The sequence below is a fragment of the Dyella sp. A6 genome, from assembly GCF_036320485.1.
Classification (GTDB): domain Bacteria; phylum Pseudomonadota; class Gammaproteobacteria; order Xanthomonadales; family Rhodanobacteraceae; genus Rhodanobacter_A; species Rhodanobacter_A aluminiiresistens.
Genome location: NZ_CP132911.1, coordinates 1,551,242 through 1,566,681 on the forward strand (window position 1 = coordinate 1,551,242; position 15,440 = coordinate 1,566,681).

Annotated in this window: 12 protein-coding genes; all 12 read left to right on the forward strand. The window is 63.3% G+C overall.

Annotation, left to right across the window (positions count from 1 at the left end):
- The first annotated feature begins 34 nt into the window (after positions 1-34).
- The 12 genes from RA164_RS06760 (at position 35) to RA164_RS06815 (ending at position 15,432) form a co-directional block, all read left to right on the forward strand.
- Positions 35-1,621, forward strand: coding sequence for an XrtA system polysaccharide chain length determinant (locus RA164_RS06760; RefSeq protein WP_329743189.1), 1,587 nt, complete (start codon positions 35-37; stop codon positions 1,619-1,621).
- Complete coding sequence (locus tag RA164_RS06765; protein ID WP_329743190.1) at positions 1,618-2,511, forward strand: AAA family ATPase; 894 nt, start codon at positions 1,618-1,620, stop codon at positions 2,509-2,511. Before RA164_RS06760 ends, RA164_RS06765 begins: the two co-directional genes overlap by 4 nt.
- Before the next feature lie 127 nt (positions 2,512-2,638).
- Positions 2,639-4,096 carry a TIGR03016 family PEP-CTERM system-associated outer membrane protein gene (locus tag RA164_RS06770; RefSeq protein ID WP_329743191.1) on the forward strand — a complete coding sequence of 486 codons (1,458 nt, stop codon included), beginning with the start codon at positions 2,639-2,641 and terminating at the stop codon, positions 4,094-4,096.
- A gap of 100 nt (positions 4,097-4,196) precedes the next feature.
- Positions 4,197-5,180 carry an ExeA family protein gene (locus tag RA164_RS06775; RefSeq protein ID WP_329743192.1) on the forward strand — a complete coding sequence of 328 codons (984 nt, stop codon included), beginning with the start codon at positions 4,197-4,199 and terminating at the stop codon, positions 5,178-5,180.
- A gap of 8 nt (positions 5,181-5,188) precedes the next feature.
- Positions 5,189-6,109 (forward strand): XrtA system polysaccharide deacetylase, encoded by a 921-nt coding sequence (locus RA164_RS06780; RefSeq protein WP_329743193.1) that lies wholly within the window; start codon positions 5,189-5,191, stop codon positions 6,107-6,109.
- Positions 6,102-7,163: a FemAB family XrtA/PEP-CTERM system-associated protein gene (locus RA164_RS06785; RefSeq protein ID WP_329743194.1), complete on the forward strand. Its 1,062-nt coding sequence runs from the start codon at positions 6,102-6,104 to the stop codon at positions 7,161-7,163. Before RA164_RS06780 ends, RA164_RS06785 begins: the two co-directional genes overlap by 8 nt.
- The gene (locus RA164_RS06790; protein WP_329743195.1) at positions 7,126-8,424 is read left to right on the forward strand and encodes a TIGR03087 family PEP-CTERM/XrtA system glycosyltransferase; all 1,299 of its coding nucleotides are present in this window, start codon (positions 7,126-7,128) and stop codon (positions 8,422-8,424) included. The genes RA164_RS06785 and RA164_RS06790 overlap by 38 nt, the downstream gene beginning before the upstream one ends.
- Positions 8,421-9,986, forward strand: a complete 1,566-nt coding sequence (gene xrtA / locus RA164_RS06795; RefSeq protein WP_329743196.1) for an exosortase A — start codon at positions 8,421-8,423, stop codon at positions 9,984-9,986. The genes RA164_RS06790 and xrtA overlap by 4 nt, the downstream gene beginning before the upstream one ends.
- Positions 9,983-11,176, forward strand: coding sequence for a TIGR03088 family PEP-CTERM/XrtA system glycosyltransferase (locus RA164_RS06800; protein WP_329743197.1), 1,194 nt, complete (start codon positions 9,983-9,985; stop codon positions 11,174-11,176). The genes xrtA and RA164_RS06800 overlap by 4 nt, the downstream gene beginning before the upstream one ends.
- Position 11,177: 1 nt before the next feature.
- A complete protein-coding gene (locus RA164_RS06805) occupies positions 11,178-13,133 on the forward strand; it encodes an XrtA/PEP-CTERM system amidotransferase (protein ID WP_329743198.1) in 1,956 nt (651 codons plus the stop codon).
- Positions 13,130-14,134 carry a sulfotransferase family protein gene (locus tag RA164_RS06810; RefSeq protein ID WP_329743199.1) on the forward strand — a complete coding sequence of 335 codons (1,005 nt, stop codon included), beginning with the start codon at positions 13,130-13,132 and terminating at the stop codon, positions 14,132-14,134. Before RA164_RS06805 ends, RA164_RS06810 begins: the two co-directional genes overlap by 4 nt.
- On the forward strand, positions 14,131-15,432 hold the full coding sequence (locus RA164_RS06815) for a glycosyltransferase family 4 protein (protein ID WP_329743200.1): 1,302 nt from the start codon (positions 14,131-14,133) through the stop codon (positions 15,430-15,432). Before RA164_RS06810 ends, RA164_RS06815 begins: the two co-directional genes overlap by 4 nt.
- Positions 15,433-15,440 lie beyond the last annotated feature (8 nt).

Here is a 15,440-nt window from a genome sequence, read left to right on the forward strand (position 1 = left end):
TAAACGACAATCTTGGCGACATCGGTAAATGGCGATGCAGAATCAACACTTCGATTTGCATGAAATCCTGCAGAACGTGTTGCTGGAGTTTCGTGCCGCCTGGCGCTATCGCTGGCATGCTCTGATCGTCGCATGGTGTCTGATGATTCTGGGAGCGGCGCTTGTATTCAGCCTGCCCAACAAGTATCGGGCCAATGCCCAGGTCTACGCAGATACCGAGGCGTTGACGAATCCATTGCTCAGAGGCGTTGCTGTTCAGCCCAATGTGCAAGAGCGGTTGAAAATCATTACCCATACGCTGCTGACGCGTCCCAACATCCAGGCTGTGGCGGACAACACAGGCCTTTCATCGCGTGCCACGACACCCGAAGCCAGAGAGCAGTTGCTGAGCAGCCTCGGTGACGCAGTACAGGTCAATGAGGCCGGCACCAAGTATCTCTACAACATCAGCTATACCGATCCAGACCGCAAAATGGCGGAAAAGGTGGTCCAGGCGTTCCTGCAGATATTGATGAACGATACGCTGGGAGCGAATACGGCTGCCACGGATACGGCACAAAACTTCCTGCGGCAGCAGGTCGCCGATTACAACCACAAGCTCAACGATGCTGAGAGCAAGCTTGCGGCGTTCCAGGCGGCAAATGTCGGCTATATCCCCAGCCAGGGCGGCAGCGATTATTTCTCGCGGCTGCAGACGGCCGAGACCCAACTGCAGAGCCTGCAGGATCAATACGAAACGGCCGTTGCCAGCCGCGACACGGCCCAACAGCAGATGAAGGCCATGGAAAGCGGCCCGACGTCCGCTGGTGTCGACCCGCGCACCCAGCAGATTGACCAGCAAATCGCCGCCTATCAGCAACAGCTCAGCAAGCTCCTTCTGAGCTACACCGAGCAGTATCCGGACGTGATCTCCACGCGGCGCATGATCGCGGAGCTGAAGAAGCGTCGCGCAGCACTACGTCAGAGCGCCTCGGGGGCTTCCTCGATGGGTGTCGTCTCCGATAATCCGGTCTACCAGGACATGCAGAAGTCCCTCTATGCCACACGACTGCAGATCCAGACGCTGGCGATGAAAATCACTCTGCAGAAGAAGCGGATTGCCGATCTGAAAAGCCAGGCTGACCGGATCACCGGTGTTCAGGCAACGATGCAGAAGCTCACGCGCAATTACCAGACCATCAAGAAGCAGTACGACCAGCTGCTGGCCAGGCTCAATACGGCACAGCTTTCGCAGGATGCGACGCAAAGCGGCATGAACCTCAAGTTCAAGGTGGTCAATCCCCCGGATGCGCCATTGCGTCCGGTGAGTCCCAAGCGCGGCCTGCTGCTCATGCTTGTTTTCGTGCTGTCCTTGGCTGTCGGAGGCGGGTTCGCGTATTTCCTGCACAAGATCAAGCCCGTGTTCGTCAGCCTGCGGGGGTTGAAGCAGATCAGTGGCTATCCGGTGCTGGGCTCGATCAGTCTGGTGGTTTCGCGGGCGCGGCAGGCCGCTCGGCGTCGTGAGGTCATCGGTTTCTGTGCCGGTGGTGGTTTGCTCGCTGCGGTGTTGGTGCTGGTGGTTGTCTTTGACGACCCGCTCACCCGCCTTGTGCAACATTTCTTCATCATGGGTTTCGTATGAGCAGCGTCGAGAAAGCCGCCGATAAACTCAGGGCGCTGCGTTCCGAGCCACAAGTGTCGCCACCAGTCGACGCGGCTTCGATCGCAGTGCCTCATGCCCCTGCGCCAGACGTGGAGCGTTTGCAGGAGCGGCATCGCGTGGCAGAACCTCGGACCGAGGCGTCAGAACCCTGGCATGTGGATCTCATGTTGCTGGAGCGGATGGGCTATCTTCCCGCCAATGATGGCGGAGTAGGACGGCTGAGGGACGAGTTGCGCCGGATCAAGCGGCCGTTGCTGGCCAATGTGATGGGACGAGGCACGAATATCCCGGATCATGCCAACCGCATCGTGGTCACCAGCGCGTCCAGCGGTGAAGGGAAGACCTTCACCACCCTGAATCTGGCCATGAGCATGGCGCGCGAACCTGATTTCGAAGTGCTCCTGGTTGACGGGGACATTCCCCGGTGCAGCATCACCCATGCCCTTGGTCTGAAGGGCCGACCGGGCTTGATGGAGGCTCTAGCCGACGAGCGGCGCGATCCTTCCGAGGTCATCGTGCACACGGATATTCCCAATCTGATGGTGGTGCCCGCCGGCGAGGCTCATCCGTTGACTGCGGAGTTGTTCGGCAGCCGTCGCATGGAAGACGTGCTCAAGGCTTTTTCCGCGCGTAACCGGCGGCGTCTGATTCTTTTCGACTCCTCGCCATTGCTGGCTACGTCCGAATCCCAGGTGCTGGCCTCATATATGGGGCAGGTGGTCGTGGTGGTGGCATCGCGACGTACCCGGCAACAGGCACTCAATGCGGCATTGCAGCTTCTGCACGACTCGCAGTACGTCGCGCTGGTACTCAACATGAGCCAGTTGCCGTCGAGCGAGGACCATTACGACGACGGATATGGCTACTAGTCTCCATGCCCGGAAGGGCCAGCTGGCAACACTGCGTGGACCCAGGTTCTCGCTGCCGTTGCTGCTGCTGTCCTCTGCCACGCTGGTTTGTGCCTCTACGTCGGCATCGGCCCAGGATGTCCCCGAGATGGGTCCGACGACTCCAGTGAGCTCGGTGACCGGGCAGGGGGCCGATACGCCCGTGCCTGTTGGTACCGTCCGGCAGCCCACGGTGGCCGACCCCGGCGTGGTAACGGGTGTCACGCTGGGCGAGCTCTACACCGACAACCTGCAACTTGCAGCTCCCGACAAGCCGCAACAGTCCAGCTGGATCACCGAGGTGGCACCATTCATCAAGGCCGCCACCAACGGACCGCGGTTCTCGGGACTTCTCGACTACAAACTGACCGGATACCTGTACGCGGGGCAGTCCGGCTACAACCAGTTGAGTCAGGACTTCAAGGGACAAGGAACGTTGACGCTCCTCCCGGACCATCTGTTTGTCGACGGTACGGCCTTGTACGGCAGCGAGGTCATCAACAATCAGTCCGTGACCTCTCCCGGCACCTATTTTCTGAGTAACAACCGCGCCAACGTCGCGAGAGGGACCATCAGCCCGTACTGGATCCAGGATCTTGGCCGGGTCGGCATGATGAGCCTGCGCTACAGCTACGGGCGAGTCATATACAACACACGTGGCATTTCCGGGAGTAACACCAATACGTTGTCGGGTATCCCCGATGTCAGCAGCAACGGGGTGCAGTTCGATCTCGTGAGCCCCAAATACGAGACCTGGGGATGGAACCTCCATTATTCGGATCAGCGCATCGAGCCGGATTACGGACAAGGGATCGACTTTGCCGCTGCGCGGGCTGGAACGTCGCTGCAGATCAATCCGTCGACCCGCTTGCTGGCCGACGGCGGAAAGGAGAGCAAGTTCCTTCCAGACGGTACGGTGGACAAGTTCGGCGCAAGTTTCTGGGATGCCGGATTCTCCTGGGCGAATAGCCTGAATCAAGTCAAGTTGCTCGTTGGACATCGCTTCTTCGGGCGCAGCTACCGGTTTTCATGGATTCGCACGGCGGCCTTGCTGACTACGGTCGTCAGCTACACGGAGCGGCCCACCGATATCAACCAGCAGTTGCTGGGGCAGAACCCTGGCGAGCTTATTGGTTCGCCCCTCAATACGCCGAGTCTTCCCTCGCTTGCGGAGCGGCAGCCCTATCTGATGAAGCGCGGCACGCTGTCGGCAACTTACCAGATGCCGACGGGAAGTCTGCGCCTGACGCTGTATGACGAGCGACGCAGCTATTTCACGTTGAGTGACAGCCGGGAGAAGGTCGACGGGGCGCACGCCGACTGGCTGCTCAATATCGGCCCCTTCACCACGTTGACGTCGATGGTGGGCTGGCAGCGTTATCGATTCCGCGACGGCCAGGTTCAACGCAGGACCTTTGAACAAGTTGCACTGGCGCACCAGTTCGACCCCTCCAATTTCGCCACGCTGAAGTTGCGTCATGACTCCGCCAACGTGTCTTCCGTGTTGCCGAGTGCACATGGGTATGGCGTGAATGTCGTCTTTCTCGAATGGACTCACCTGTTCTGAGGCCCGTATGTATCAGGCGTTCTACAACCTGCACGGCAAGCCCTTCCAGTTGACGCCGGATGCGTCGATGCTGTTTCCAAGCAAGAGCCACAAGCGTGGCATGGCCTACCTGCTGTACGGCCTCGAGCAGGGCGAGGGCTTCGTGATGATCACCGGGCCAGTGGGCACCGGCAAGACCCTGCTCATCCAGCGGCTGCTCGGCGACATCGCCGACAGCAACGTCGCCATGGCCAGCATTGCCTCGGCCAATCTCGGCAGCGAGGACATCTTACCGGCGGTGGCATCGGCGTTCGGCTTGCCTTACGAAGGGCATAGCAAGGAAGGTTTGTTGCAGGAGCTGACAAAGCATTTCAAGCGACTTCACGACCGCCAGTCCCATGCGCTGCTGGTGGTGGACGAAGCGCAGACGCTGAGCCCGGCGGCACTGGAAATGCTGCGGATACTGTCCAACCTCGAACACGAGGGACGGGCGCTCATGCAGGTATTCCTGGTCGGCCAGAGCGAGCTGCGGCGGCTGATCATCGACAACCGCATGGAGCAACTGCGTCAGCGTGTGCTCGTGTCTCACAAGCTCGAACCCCTGGGGGACGAGGAAAGCCGTGACTACATCCTGCATCGCCTGCATGCCGTCGGCTGGAACCATGATCCCGCGATCGCGCCGGAAGTATTCACGGCCGTCTATCACGCCAGTCGCGGCATACCGCGCAGGATCAACCTCATCATGGATCGGTTGCTACTGCACGGATATCTGGAAGAGCTTCACGAACTCGACGGCACGGCAGCCAGCACGGTGCTCGACGAAATCCACGACGAAATGCCAGAAATGCCGTCGACGCTGGAGGCCCCCGCGGTACCGGACCATTCCGCACATGCCCACAAGCTGGCATCGCCGCTTGCCGAAGACGATTCGCTAGAGAACCTGGACGGCAATGCCAGCAAGATCCTCCTGCATCTGATGCGGGAGACGATCCGGTTACGGGAGACGCTCCGCGATCACCGCTTCGTGACGTCGGTGTCCGAGGCCGGGGAGACGGTGGATGCCTGGCATCCGGACTCCGCGAAGTCCGACGACGGTGTGAAATGAATGCGGTCATGTCGTCACCCGGGACGGTGACGAATGCCATGACCGTGGATGTCGAAGACTACTTCCAGGTTGCCGCGTTCGAGAAAAGCATTCGTCGCGAGGACTGGCAGCGCTGGCCTCTGCGCGTCGAGGACAATACGCGTCGCGTGCTGGAGTTGTTCGAGCGTCGCCGGGTGAAGGCGACCTTTTTCGTGCTGGGGTGGGTCGCCGAGCGCTGTCCCTCGCTGGTGCGCGATATCGGCGCTGCCGGCCACGAGATCGCAAGCCACGGATTTGGCCATGAGCGCCTGACCACCATCAGCCCGGCCGAATTTCGTGACGGGATCATCCGCACCAAGCACCTGCTGGAGGATCTCGGCGGCGTGCCGGTGACGGGCTATCGTGCGCCCAGTTATTCGATAGGCCCCGGGACACTCTGGGCCTACGATCAATTGCAGGAAGCTGGATACCGTTACAGCTCCAGCATCGTGCCGATCCGGCACGACCTGTACGGCATGCCCTCGGCACCGCGGTTTCCGTTCCGTGTCGCCCGTTCGGGGGTGCTCGAGGTACCGGTGACAACAGCACGGATGTGGGGGCGCAACTGGCCTTGTGGCGGCGGTGGTTATTTCCGCCTGCTGCCCTATGAGCTTTTCAAGCGCGGTCTGCGCCGCGTCAACCATCAGGAGCGGCGCCCGGGCGTGTTCTATTTCCATCCATGGGAGGTGGATCCGGGGCAGCCCCGGGTACCCGGTGTGACGCGCAAGAACCAGGTGCGTCACTACCTCAACCTGGATCGCATGGCGGCCCGGGTCGAGCGGCTGGTGCAGGATTTCCAATTCGACCGCATGGACCGGGTGTTTCCCGCCCCGGAACATGCCGACTACCCCGTAGTGGAGTTGCAGGCGGATGACTTTAGGGAGCGACAACGGAGTGGTGTGCATGCCTGATATCGAGGAAGACAAGCACACCGCGCGCCCCTGTGTCGTCAGGCGTCTCGAATCCGGTGACGAGCCCGGCTGGAATGATTTCGTGGCCGCTGCGCCCGAAGCCACCTTTTTCCATCATGCCGCCTGGCGCGATGTTGTCGAGCAGGGGCTTGGTCACCGTTGTCATTACCTGTACGCCGAGCGGGACGGGCGCGTCACGGGCATCCTTCCGCTTGCCGAGATCCGCAGCCGGCTGTTCGGGCATGCGCTGATCTCGACGCCGTTCTGCGTATATGGCGGTGTGGTGGCAAGCGATGTCGGTAGCGAAGCTGCGCTCGTGCAGTCGGCCGCGGCGCTGGCGGATCAGCTCGGGGTCGATTTCCTCGAACTGCGCAACCGTGAGGCACGCTCGACCGACTGGCCGGTCAAGGATCTCTACGTCAGTTTCCGCAAGGCGATCCATGCCGACGACGAGCAGAACCTGAAGGCCATTCCGCGCAAGCAGCGTGCCATGGTCCGAAAGGGCATGCGCTCCGACCTGCAGGCGCAGCATGGCGGCAGCGTCGACGATTTCTACCGGGTCTATGCCGAGAGCGTGCGAAACCTGGGTACGCCGGTGCTGGCACGCAGCTACTACCAGCGACTGAAGGACACGTTTGGCGACCAGTGCGAAGTCACGGTGATCAGCCACGAAGGCCGTCCCGTCGCTGCCGTGATGAGCTTTTATTTCCGCGATGAAGTCCATCCCTATTACGGCGGAAGCGTGGCGCTGGGCCGTGACCTGGCGGCCAATGACTTCATGTACTGGTCACTGATGCAGCGAGCGGCGGATCGTGGCGCACGCATCTTCGATTTCGGCCGCAGCAAGCAGGGCACGGGTTCCCACGATTTCAAGAAGCACTGGGGCTTCGAACCCGAACCGCTGCACTACGCGTACTACCTGGTGCGGGCATCGCAGATGCCGAACATCAGTCCTACCAACAGCAAGTACGCCCTGTTCATCAAGGCCTGGCAGAAGCTGCCCTTGCCGGTGACCTGTGCGGTCGGCCCGTGGCTCGCCCGGAACCTGGGGTAGGACACGCGTCATGGGTTCTGTTCTTTTTCTCTGCCACCGCATGCCCTGGCCGCCCGACAAGGGCGACAAGATTCGTTCGTACCATGTTTTGCGCCGGCTCGCGGAGCACCACCGCGTGTATCTGGGCACCTTTGTCGATGACCCTGCCGACTGGGCATACCTTGATCAGGTGAAAGCGATCTGTGCTGACGTCTGCGTGTGCCCGTTGACGACGTGGGCGGCGCGGTGGCGGGCGCTCGGTGCGCTGGTGCGCCGCGAACCGTTGACGGTTGGCGTCTACCGCAACCGAGTCATGCGCGGCTGGATCGAACAGCTGATGGTCGAGCACAGGCCAGACGCGGTGCTGTGCTATTCGTCCGGTGTCGCGCCCCTGGCCATGCCGTATGCCGGGCTGCGGCGCGTGATGGATTTCGTCGATGCCGATTCCGACAAGTGGCGGCAGTACGCGCAGGCACGTCGTGGACCGATGGGGGTGATCTACCGGCGCGAGGCGCGGCAGCTGGCCGCGCTGGAACGCACCGTTGCCGAATGCTTCGATGCCAGTGTGTTCGCCTCGGAGGCCGAGGCCGCCTTATTCCGCAAGCAGGCGCCAGCATCGGCAGACAAGGTGCACGGAATTCTCAACGGCGTGGATGCCGACTATTGGGATCCCGGACTCGCTGGGCCCAGTCCGTACGGACCGGGCGAGCGCCCGATCGTGTTTGTCGGTGCGATGGACTACCAGGCCAATGTGGATGCGGCGCAATGGTTCGCGCGCGAGGTGTGGCCGCGCATCCACGCAAGCCGGCAGGACGCACGCTTCTATATCGTCGGCAGCAAACCCGCACCGGCGGTATGGGCGCTTGGCCAGCTCGAGGGCATCAAGGTCACGGGGCGCGTGGACGATGTTCGGCCGTGGCTGGCCCATGCGTATGCCGCTGTCGCCCCGTTGCGTATCGCACGTGGAATCCAGAACAAGGTGCTGGAGGCCATGGCCATGGAAAAGGTCGTTCTGGCGACACCGAGTGCATGGGAAGGCATCGATGATTTCGATGGACGGCAGGGTTGCATCAGCGACCAACCCGGGACGATGGCGGACGAGGCACTGCGCTGGCTGGAACTGCCCCGGCCCGCACGTGCGGCGGCGGCGCGCATCCGGGTTCTGTCCCACTATCAATGGGCGCGCAACCTGGACGTGTACCAACGTGTATTGGTGCCGTCGGCGATGAGTCATGCGGCTGGGTATGCCGGGCATGCCCCGAGTGTTGGAGCCTGTTCGTGAGTCGGGTGATGCCCGTCAAGGGCGGCATCGGCGCGCGTGCGTCCGGCTGGGCGCTCCCGGCGGCAGCGTTAGGACTGGCGGTTATCGTGCTTCTCGCGTGCTATTGGCAGACCGCGCTTTCGCTGGTTCTGGCGTGGGCGCATGACGGTACGTATCAATACGCGTTCCTGATCTTTCCCCTGAGCTTCTGGACTGCGTTCGGCCTGCGTCATCAGGTCATGGCGGGGGTGGCGAAACCCAGTGTGTGGGGCCTCGTGGCGGTCGGCATGCTGGTGCTGGTCTGGTATGCCGGCAACCTGCTCGACATCAACCTTGCCAGGCATGTTGCGCTGGTCGGGCTGTTCCCGGCGCTGGTGCTGGCCTGCTGGGGCTGGCGTGCGACCCGGGTGCTGGCATTTCCGCTGGGCTACCTGTCGGTATTCGCAGTGCCGTGGGGAGACGGGCTGGTCGGGCCGCTGCAGGACTTCACCGCGCGCTTCGCGGTGAATGCGCTGGGGCTGACGGGCACCCCGGCCTTGCTCAATGGCCGGGAGATCCTCACGCCTGCAGCGACCTGGATGGTGGCCGATGCGTGCAGCGGCGTGAAGTTCTTCATTGCTTGCAGCGCGCTCGGCTGTCTGTATGCCTACCTGATGTACCAGCGCTGGTGGAAGCGTGTGAGCTTCGTGGTGTTGTCCGCGGTGGTGCCCGTCATCGCCAATGGCTTCCGGGTCTTTTTCACCGTGCTGATCGGCGACACCTGGGGCCTGCATTACGCCGAAGGTACCGATCACATGATCTTCGGCTGGCAGTTCTTCGGAACGGTGCTAGTGCTTCTGCTGCTGGTGGGGTGGTGGTTTCGCGATCCGCTGCCGGTACAGCAGCAACCGGCAGCACATGCCACGGTGCCGGTGGGGCCACGTGCCGTCATCTGGCTGGGTGTCGTCGTGGTGCTGATTGCCGGTCCGGTGATGGCTTCCGGCAGTAACTTGTCCATGGGGTCGTCTGGTGTCGTGCAGCTGGGTGCCCCCGCGGTTGCCGGCTGGAAGACCCAGCCTGTGGCCGACGGAGACTGGCGGCCGGTGTTCAAGGGTGCGGCGGGCCAGGTCCAGGCGTTGTATGCACCGATCGGGGGAGGCGAGGGCGTTGGGTTGTTCCATGCCCTGTACACCGGCAAGCCGCGTCGCGGACACACCCTGATCACCTATGGAAACGATGTCTATGATCCCGCGCATGCGCGTATTCTGAGCAGCGACAGCCGCATGCTCGATCTGGCAGGTGGCCGGCGCATCCAGGTCGGGGAGCTGCGATTGAGCAGGGCGCGTGGCTCGCGTCTTGTCTGGTACTGGTATTGCGTGGATGGCCGCTGCACGCGATCGCAGGTGCTGGTCAAACTGCTGCAGGCGTGGGACGTGCTTCGCGGGCGGGTGTCGCAATCCTCGGTGTGGGCGCTGTCAGCGCCGACCCGAAATGAAAACCTGGACGAGGTAAGGAACCATCTGCATGCTTTTGCACGAGCATTGCCTCAGTCAGGGCAGCCGGGCATGGCGGCCGATAGCGCCGATGCAGGAGGCACACCGTGAGCGACAAGCCGCTGATCGTGCATGTGCTGTACCGCTTCGATACCGGCGGTATGGAGCAGATCATGCTCTCCATGATCGACCGAACCCGTGAGCGTTACCGTCACGCGGTGATCTGCGTGGCCGGTTACGGGCCGTTGCGCGATCGCCTCGAAGCCGCTTCGGTCCCGTGCCTCTCGCTGGACAAGAAGCCCGGCAAGGATTTCCTGCATTACCTGCGGTTCTGGCGCGCATTGCGCAGCCTGAAGCCGGACCTGGTGCATACCTACAACATCGGGACACTGGATCTGACACCGTTCGCCCGGCTGGCCGGCGTGCGCCGTGTGATCCATGCCGAGCATGGGCGCGACTCGTCGGACCCGCTTGGCGAGATACGAAAATACCGTCGGCTGCGGCGCTGGATGGCGCCGTTCATCAACCGCTACGTACCGGTGTCGGTCGAACTGCGGGACTGGCTCACGCAGCGCGTCGGCATTCGGCCGTCCAAGGTTCTGCACATACCGAACGGGATCGATGTGGACAGGTATGGCATCGCATCGAGTCAGCGTGCGTCGCGCCGGCTGACCGGCAATCTGGCGCCGCCAGGCACGCTGCTGGTAGGCAATGTGGCACGGCTGGACAAGGTCAAGGACCACGCCGCCCTGATTTCGGCCTTCGGGCTGCTGCGTGAACAGGCCGCAAGCCACGATGTCGACTGCCGCCTGGTCATTGCCGGCGACGGGCCGCAGCGTGCGGTGCTGGAACAACAGATCGTGGAGCTTGGCCTGACCGAATCCGTCCATCTGCTCGGCAATCGCGATGATGTGCCGGAACTGCTGGCCGAATGCGACCTGTTTGTCCTTTCCTCCATGGCCGAAGGCATGCCGCTGACCTTGCTGGAAGCCATGGCTGCCGGATTGCCGGTCGTCACGACCCGGGTCGGGGATACGGCATCGATGGTTGAGGCGGACAGGACCGGTGTACTCGTGCCCCCCGGCGATCCGCAGGCGCTGGCCGAGGCCATGCGCATGTATGCCATCGACGAACCGCTGCGTCGGCAACACGGTGAAGCGGGCCGTGCGAGAGTCGTGGCGCGATTCAGTCTCGGTACGATGGTGGCGGCCTACGAAGCGCTTTTCGCGGAATCCTTGGCGCCGGTCGACGGTGCACTGGTATCTCCGGCGTCCGGATTCAGCAAAAGCAGGGGGCACTGACATGTGTGGTCTGGCCGGCATCGTGTTAGGGCGCGGTGGCAACCGCGTGAACGAGCGCATTCTGCTTGCCATGCGGGAGGTGCAGCGGCATCGCGGTCCCGATCAGGGTGGCATGCATCTCGCCGACGGCATCGGCCTGGCGCATCGACGACTGTCCATCATCGACCTCGGGCACGGTCAGCAACCCATGGTCGACGAAGCGGCGGGCCTGGCGCTGATCTACAACGGCGAGCTCTACAACTTCCGCTCGCTCAAGGCCGAGCTGGAAACACTGGGTGCGACCTTCACCAGTCACAGCGATACCGAGGTGCTGTTGCGCGCATGGCAGCATTGGGGCACGGACTGCCTGTCGCGGCTGCGGGGCATGTTCGCGTTCGCCGTGTGGGATGCGCGCGCGGGGCGGATTTTCCTTGTGCGTGACCACATCGGCATCAAGCCGCTGTATTACGGCTTCACGCGCGCTGGTGACCTGGTCTTCGCGTCCGAGCTGAAGGGGCTGATGGTGCATCCCGAAGTGGACCGCACTGTCGATCCCCAGGCGGTCGAGGATTACATGGCACTCGGCTATGTGCCGGACCCGAAAAGCATTTACAAAGGCATCTTCAAGCTGCCTGCGGGCCATTGGCTGAGCTGGCGGGCGGGCGAGCCCGAACCTGCGCCACGCCAGTACTGGGACCTGCCTTTCGCCATCGATCGCGGCATCAGCATGGGGGATGCCACGTCGGAGTTGCGGCGTCTGCTGGACGACGCGGTGAGCAGCCAGATGGTTTCCGACGTTCCGCTGGGCGCCTTCCTGTCAGGCGGTGTGGACTCCAGTGCCGTCGTTTCCAGCATGAGCCGCGTGGCGCAGGGGCCGGTCAACACCTGCTCGATCGGTTTCGACGAGACCGGCTATGACGAGACGGTCTACGCACGACAGGTGGCCGAGCTTCTGCATACGCGGCATTTCGAGGAGCATGTCAGCGCGCGGGACTTCGACCTGGTCGACACGCTCGCCGCCATGTACGACGAACCGTTTGCGGACAGCTCGGCGCTGCCGACCTGGCGGGTGTGCCAATTGGCGCGCAAGCATGTCACGGTAGCGTTGTCGGGCGATGGTGGCGACGAGAACTTTGCCGGTTACCGGCGCTATCGCATGCATGCGTGGGAAAGCGATCTGCGCGCACGCATGCCCGCCGGGTTGCGCAAGCCCCTGTTCGGTCTGCTTGGCAGCGTCTATCCCAAGGCGGACTGGGCGCCGCGCCCGCTGCGTGCCAAGACCACCTTCCAGGGACTCGCCCGCGACGACGTGGAGGCGTACTTCCATGGTGTCAGCATCACGTCGGCAGCCATGCGCCAGCGCCTCTACAGCGCCTCGTTCAAGCGCGAGCTGCAGGGCTATGGTGCGCTCAACGTGTTCCGCGACATAGCCGGGCGTGCGCCCACCGACCATCCGCTGCTGCTGGCCCAGTATCTGGACTTCAAGACCTGGCTGCCCGGCGACATCCTGACCAAGGTGGACCGCGCCAGCATGGCCCACAGTCTGGAAGTGCGCGTGCCCGTGCTCGACCACGTCCTGGTCGAATGGGCCTCCAGTCTGCCGCCAGAGCTGAAACTCCAGCATGGGGAAGGCAAGTACGTGTTCAAGAAAATGCTCGAGCCGCAGCTGCCGCACGACGTTCTGTACCGGAGCAAGATGGGCTTCCGCGTGCCGCTGGCGACATGGTTCCGCGGGACCTTGGGAACCCAGCTTCAACACGCGTTTCGACAGGGAGCGCTGGCCGAGTCCGGTTGTTTCGACGCCGCCGAGGTCGATCGGCTGGTCCGTCAGCATATGGCGGGGCGGCGCGATCACAGCGCGACCCTGTGGAGCATGTTGATGCTGGATTCATTCCTGCGCCGCACGCAGACGGGCATGGCCGATGACGTCTGCGGCACGCAGACGCGCGAAGGGGCTGCCCGCGGGAGGCGTGCGTGACGTCCTGTGTCCTGGTTTTCGGCATGCCTCGCTCCGGCACCACCTGGATCGGCAAGCTGTTCGACAGTCACCCGGATACCCTGTACCGCCACGAGCCGGACAGCATGCGCCGGTTGAGCCTGCCGCTGTATCCGAACATGGACGATGCGCCGGGCTACCAAGACGAGCTTGAGCGATTCGTCGCCATGCTGCCGGCCATGCGTTCGACCGAGGTGGTGGGCAAGCAACCCTTGTTCCCCAAGCACTACCAGTCGGCTGCCGGACTGGCTGCCTACCGGGCAGGCGTGCTTGCCGCGAAAGCCGCAAGCCGCATGCGCCGGCACTTTCCCACGCCGTTTCGTCCCACCGCCTCACGCCATGCGCAACGTTGTCTGGTCTGGAAGTCGATCGAGTCGCCGGGGCGTCTGGGCGTCTGCATGGAGGCACTGCCCGCAGCACGCGGCATCCATCTGATGCGGCATCCGTGCGGTTACGTGGCGTCGGTGCTTCGCGGTGAGGCAGGGCACCAGTTCAGCGGCGAGACTCCGATGGCGGATGATCGCTGGCTGTTCAAGCTGCTGCTGGATACGCCAGCCGCGAAGACGTACGACCTGCACCTGGAAGACATCGAGGCGCTGAGTCCGGAAGAACGGCTCGCATGGCGCTGGGTGCTGATCCAGGAAAAGGTCCTTGCCGATGTTGCCGACTGCGGGCGCGTGCTTACCGTCCGTTACGAGGACGTCTGCGACGACCCGCTTGTCATGACGCAGCGCATGTTCCAGTTCGCGGGCCTGGCCTGGCATCCGCAAACGGAGGCGTTCGTGCGGGCAAGCACGCAGGAAACGCACAGCAATTACTACAGCGTGTTCAAGCATCCGCAGAAATCGGCACAGCGTTGGCGCTCGGACCTGCCGGCTCCGGTCATCGAGCGCATCCTGACGGTCCTGCGCCAGAGTTCGCTCGCCCGGTTCTACCCGGATGAAAGCCAGGCAGCGTCGGTGCCGCAAGAGGCCACCTCATGAATGCCTCGCCCGTCGCCGGCGTGGTCGCGGGAGGAGTTGCTGCGCCGGCGGATACGTCGCCGCATGCGCCATCTGCGGGTGGTGCCCCGGCACCCGCGCGTCCGATCCGCCTGCTGGTCTTCACCACGCTCTATCCGGATGCCGAGCGTCCGCGTCACGGCATTTTCGTGGAGGAGCGTTTGCGCCATCTGGTGGCGTCGGGCCGGATCGAGGCGACCGTGGTGGCGCCGGTGCCATGGTTTCCGCTTCGGCATCGACACTTCGGTGCCTATGCGACGTTTGCCAGGGTGCCCGCGCAGGAGCTACGACATGGCATACGGGTCCTGCATCCGCGTTATCCGGTGATACCGAAAGTGGGCATGAACATCGCGCCGGGCCTGATGTACCGGTCGCTGCTTCCGCTGCTCAGGAGACTGGCCACCGAAGGCTCAGGATTCGATCTGATCGACGCACATTATTTCTACCCGGACGGAGTCGCAGCGGCGCGACTCGGCGAGGTGCTCGGCAAACCGGTGGTGATCACGGCGCGCGGCAGTGACGTGAATGTGATCGCGCATTACCCGCTGCCCGCGCGGCAAATCCGGTGGGCGGCGGAGCGGGCCGGTGCCATCGTGACAGTGTCCGAGGCGTTGAAAAGCAAGGTCGGTGCGATGGGCGTACAGGCCGGCAAGGTCGTCACGCTTCGCAACGGCGTCGACACCGATCGCTTCAGGCCACTGGAGCGTGCGGATATCCGCGCCAGGCTCGATCTTGCCGGTCCGGTCTGGCTGGCGGTGGGCAATCTTGTAGAGCTGAAAGGGGTGCACATCACACTGGCAGCGCTGGCCAGGGCGAACGATGCGACCTTGCTGATCGTGGGTGACGGCCCGGAACGGGCGCGCCTGCAGGGTCAGGTCAGGCAACTGGGCCTGGACGCGCGGGTACGGTTCCTCGGCACCATCGCGCAGGCCCAGCTGGTCGACTTCTACAACGCGGCCGATGTGCTGGTGCTCGCGTCCAGCCGGGAAGGCATGCCCAATGTGGTACTGGAATCGCTTGCCTGCGGCACACCTGTCGTGGCAGCTCCCTTCGACGGCGTCAGCGAATTGCTGACGGCACCAGAAGCCGGCGAAATAGCCGCAGAACGCAGTGCCGAGGCGATCGCGGCAGCATGCTGCCGCCTGCAGGAGCGCGCGCCTGCGCGTGCGGCCACGCGAGCCTTTGCCCAGCAGCTGGGCTGGCGGCCCGTGGTGAAGGCACAGTGCGCGCTGTATGCGAAAGTATTGGCGGAAGATGGCCGCAAAGGCCTGGGGGGATGATGCACGAC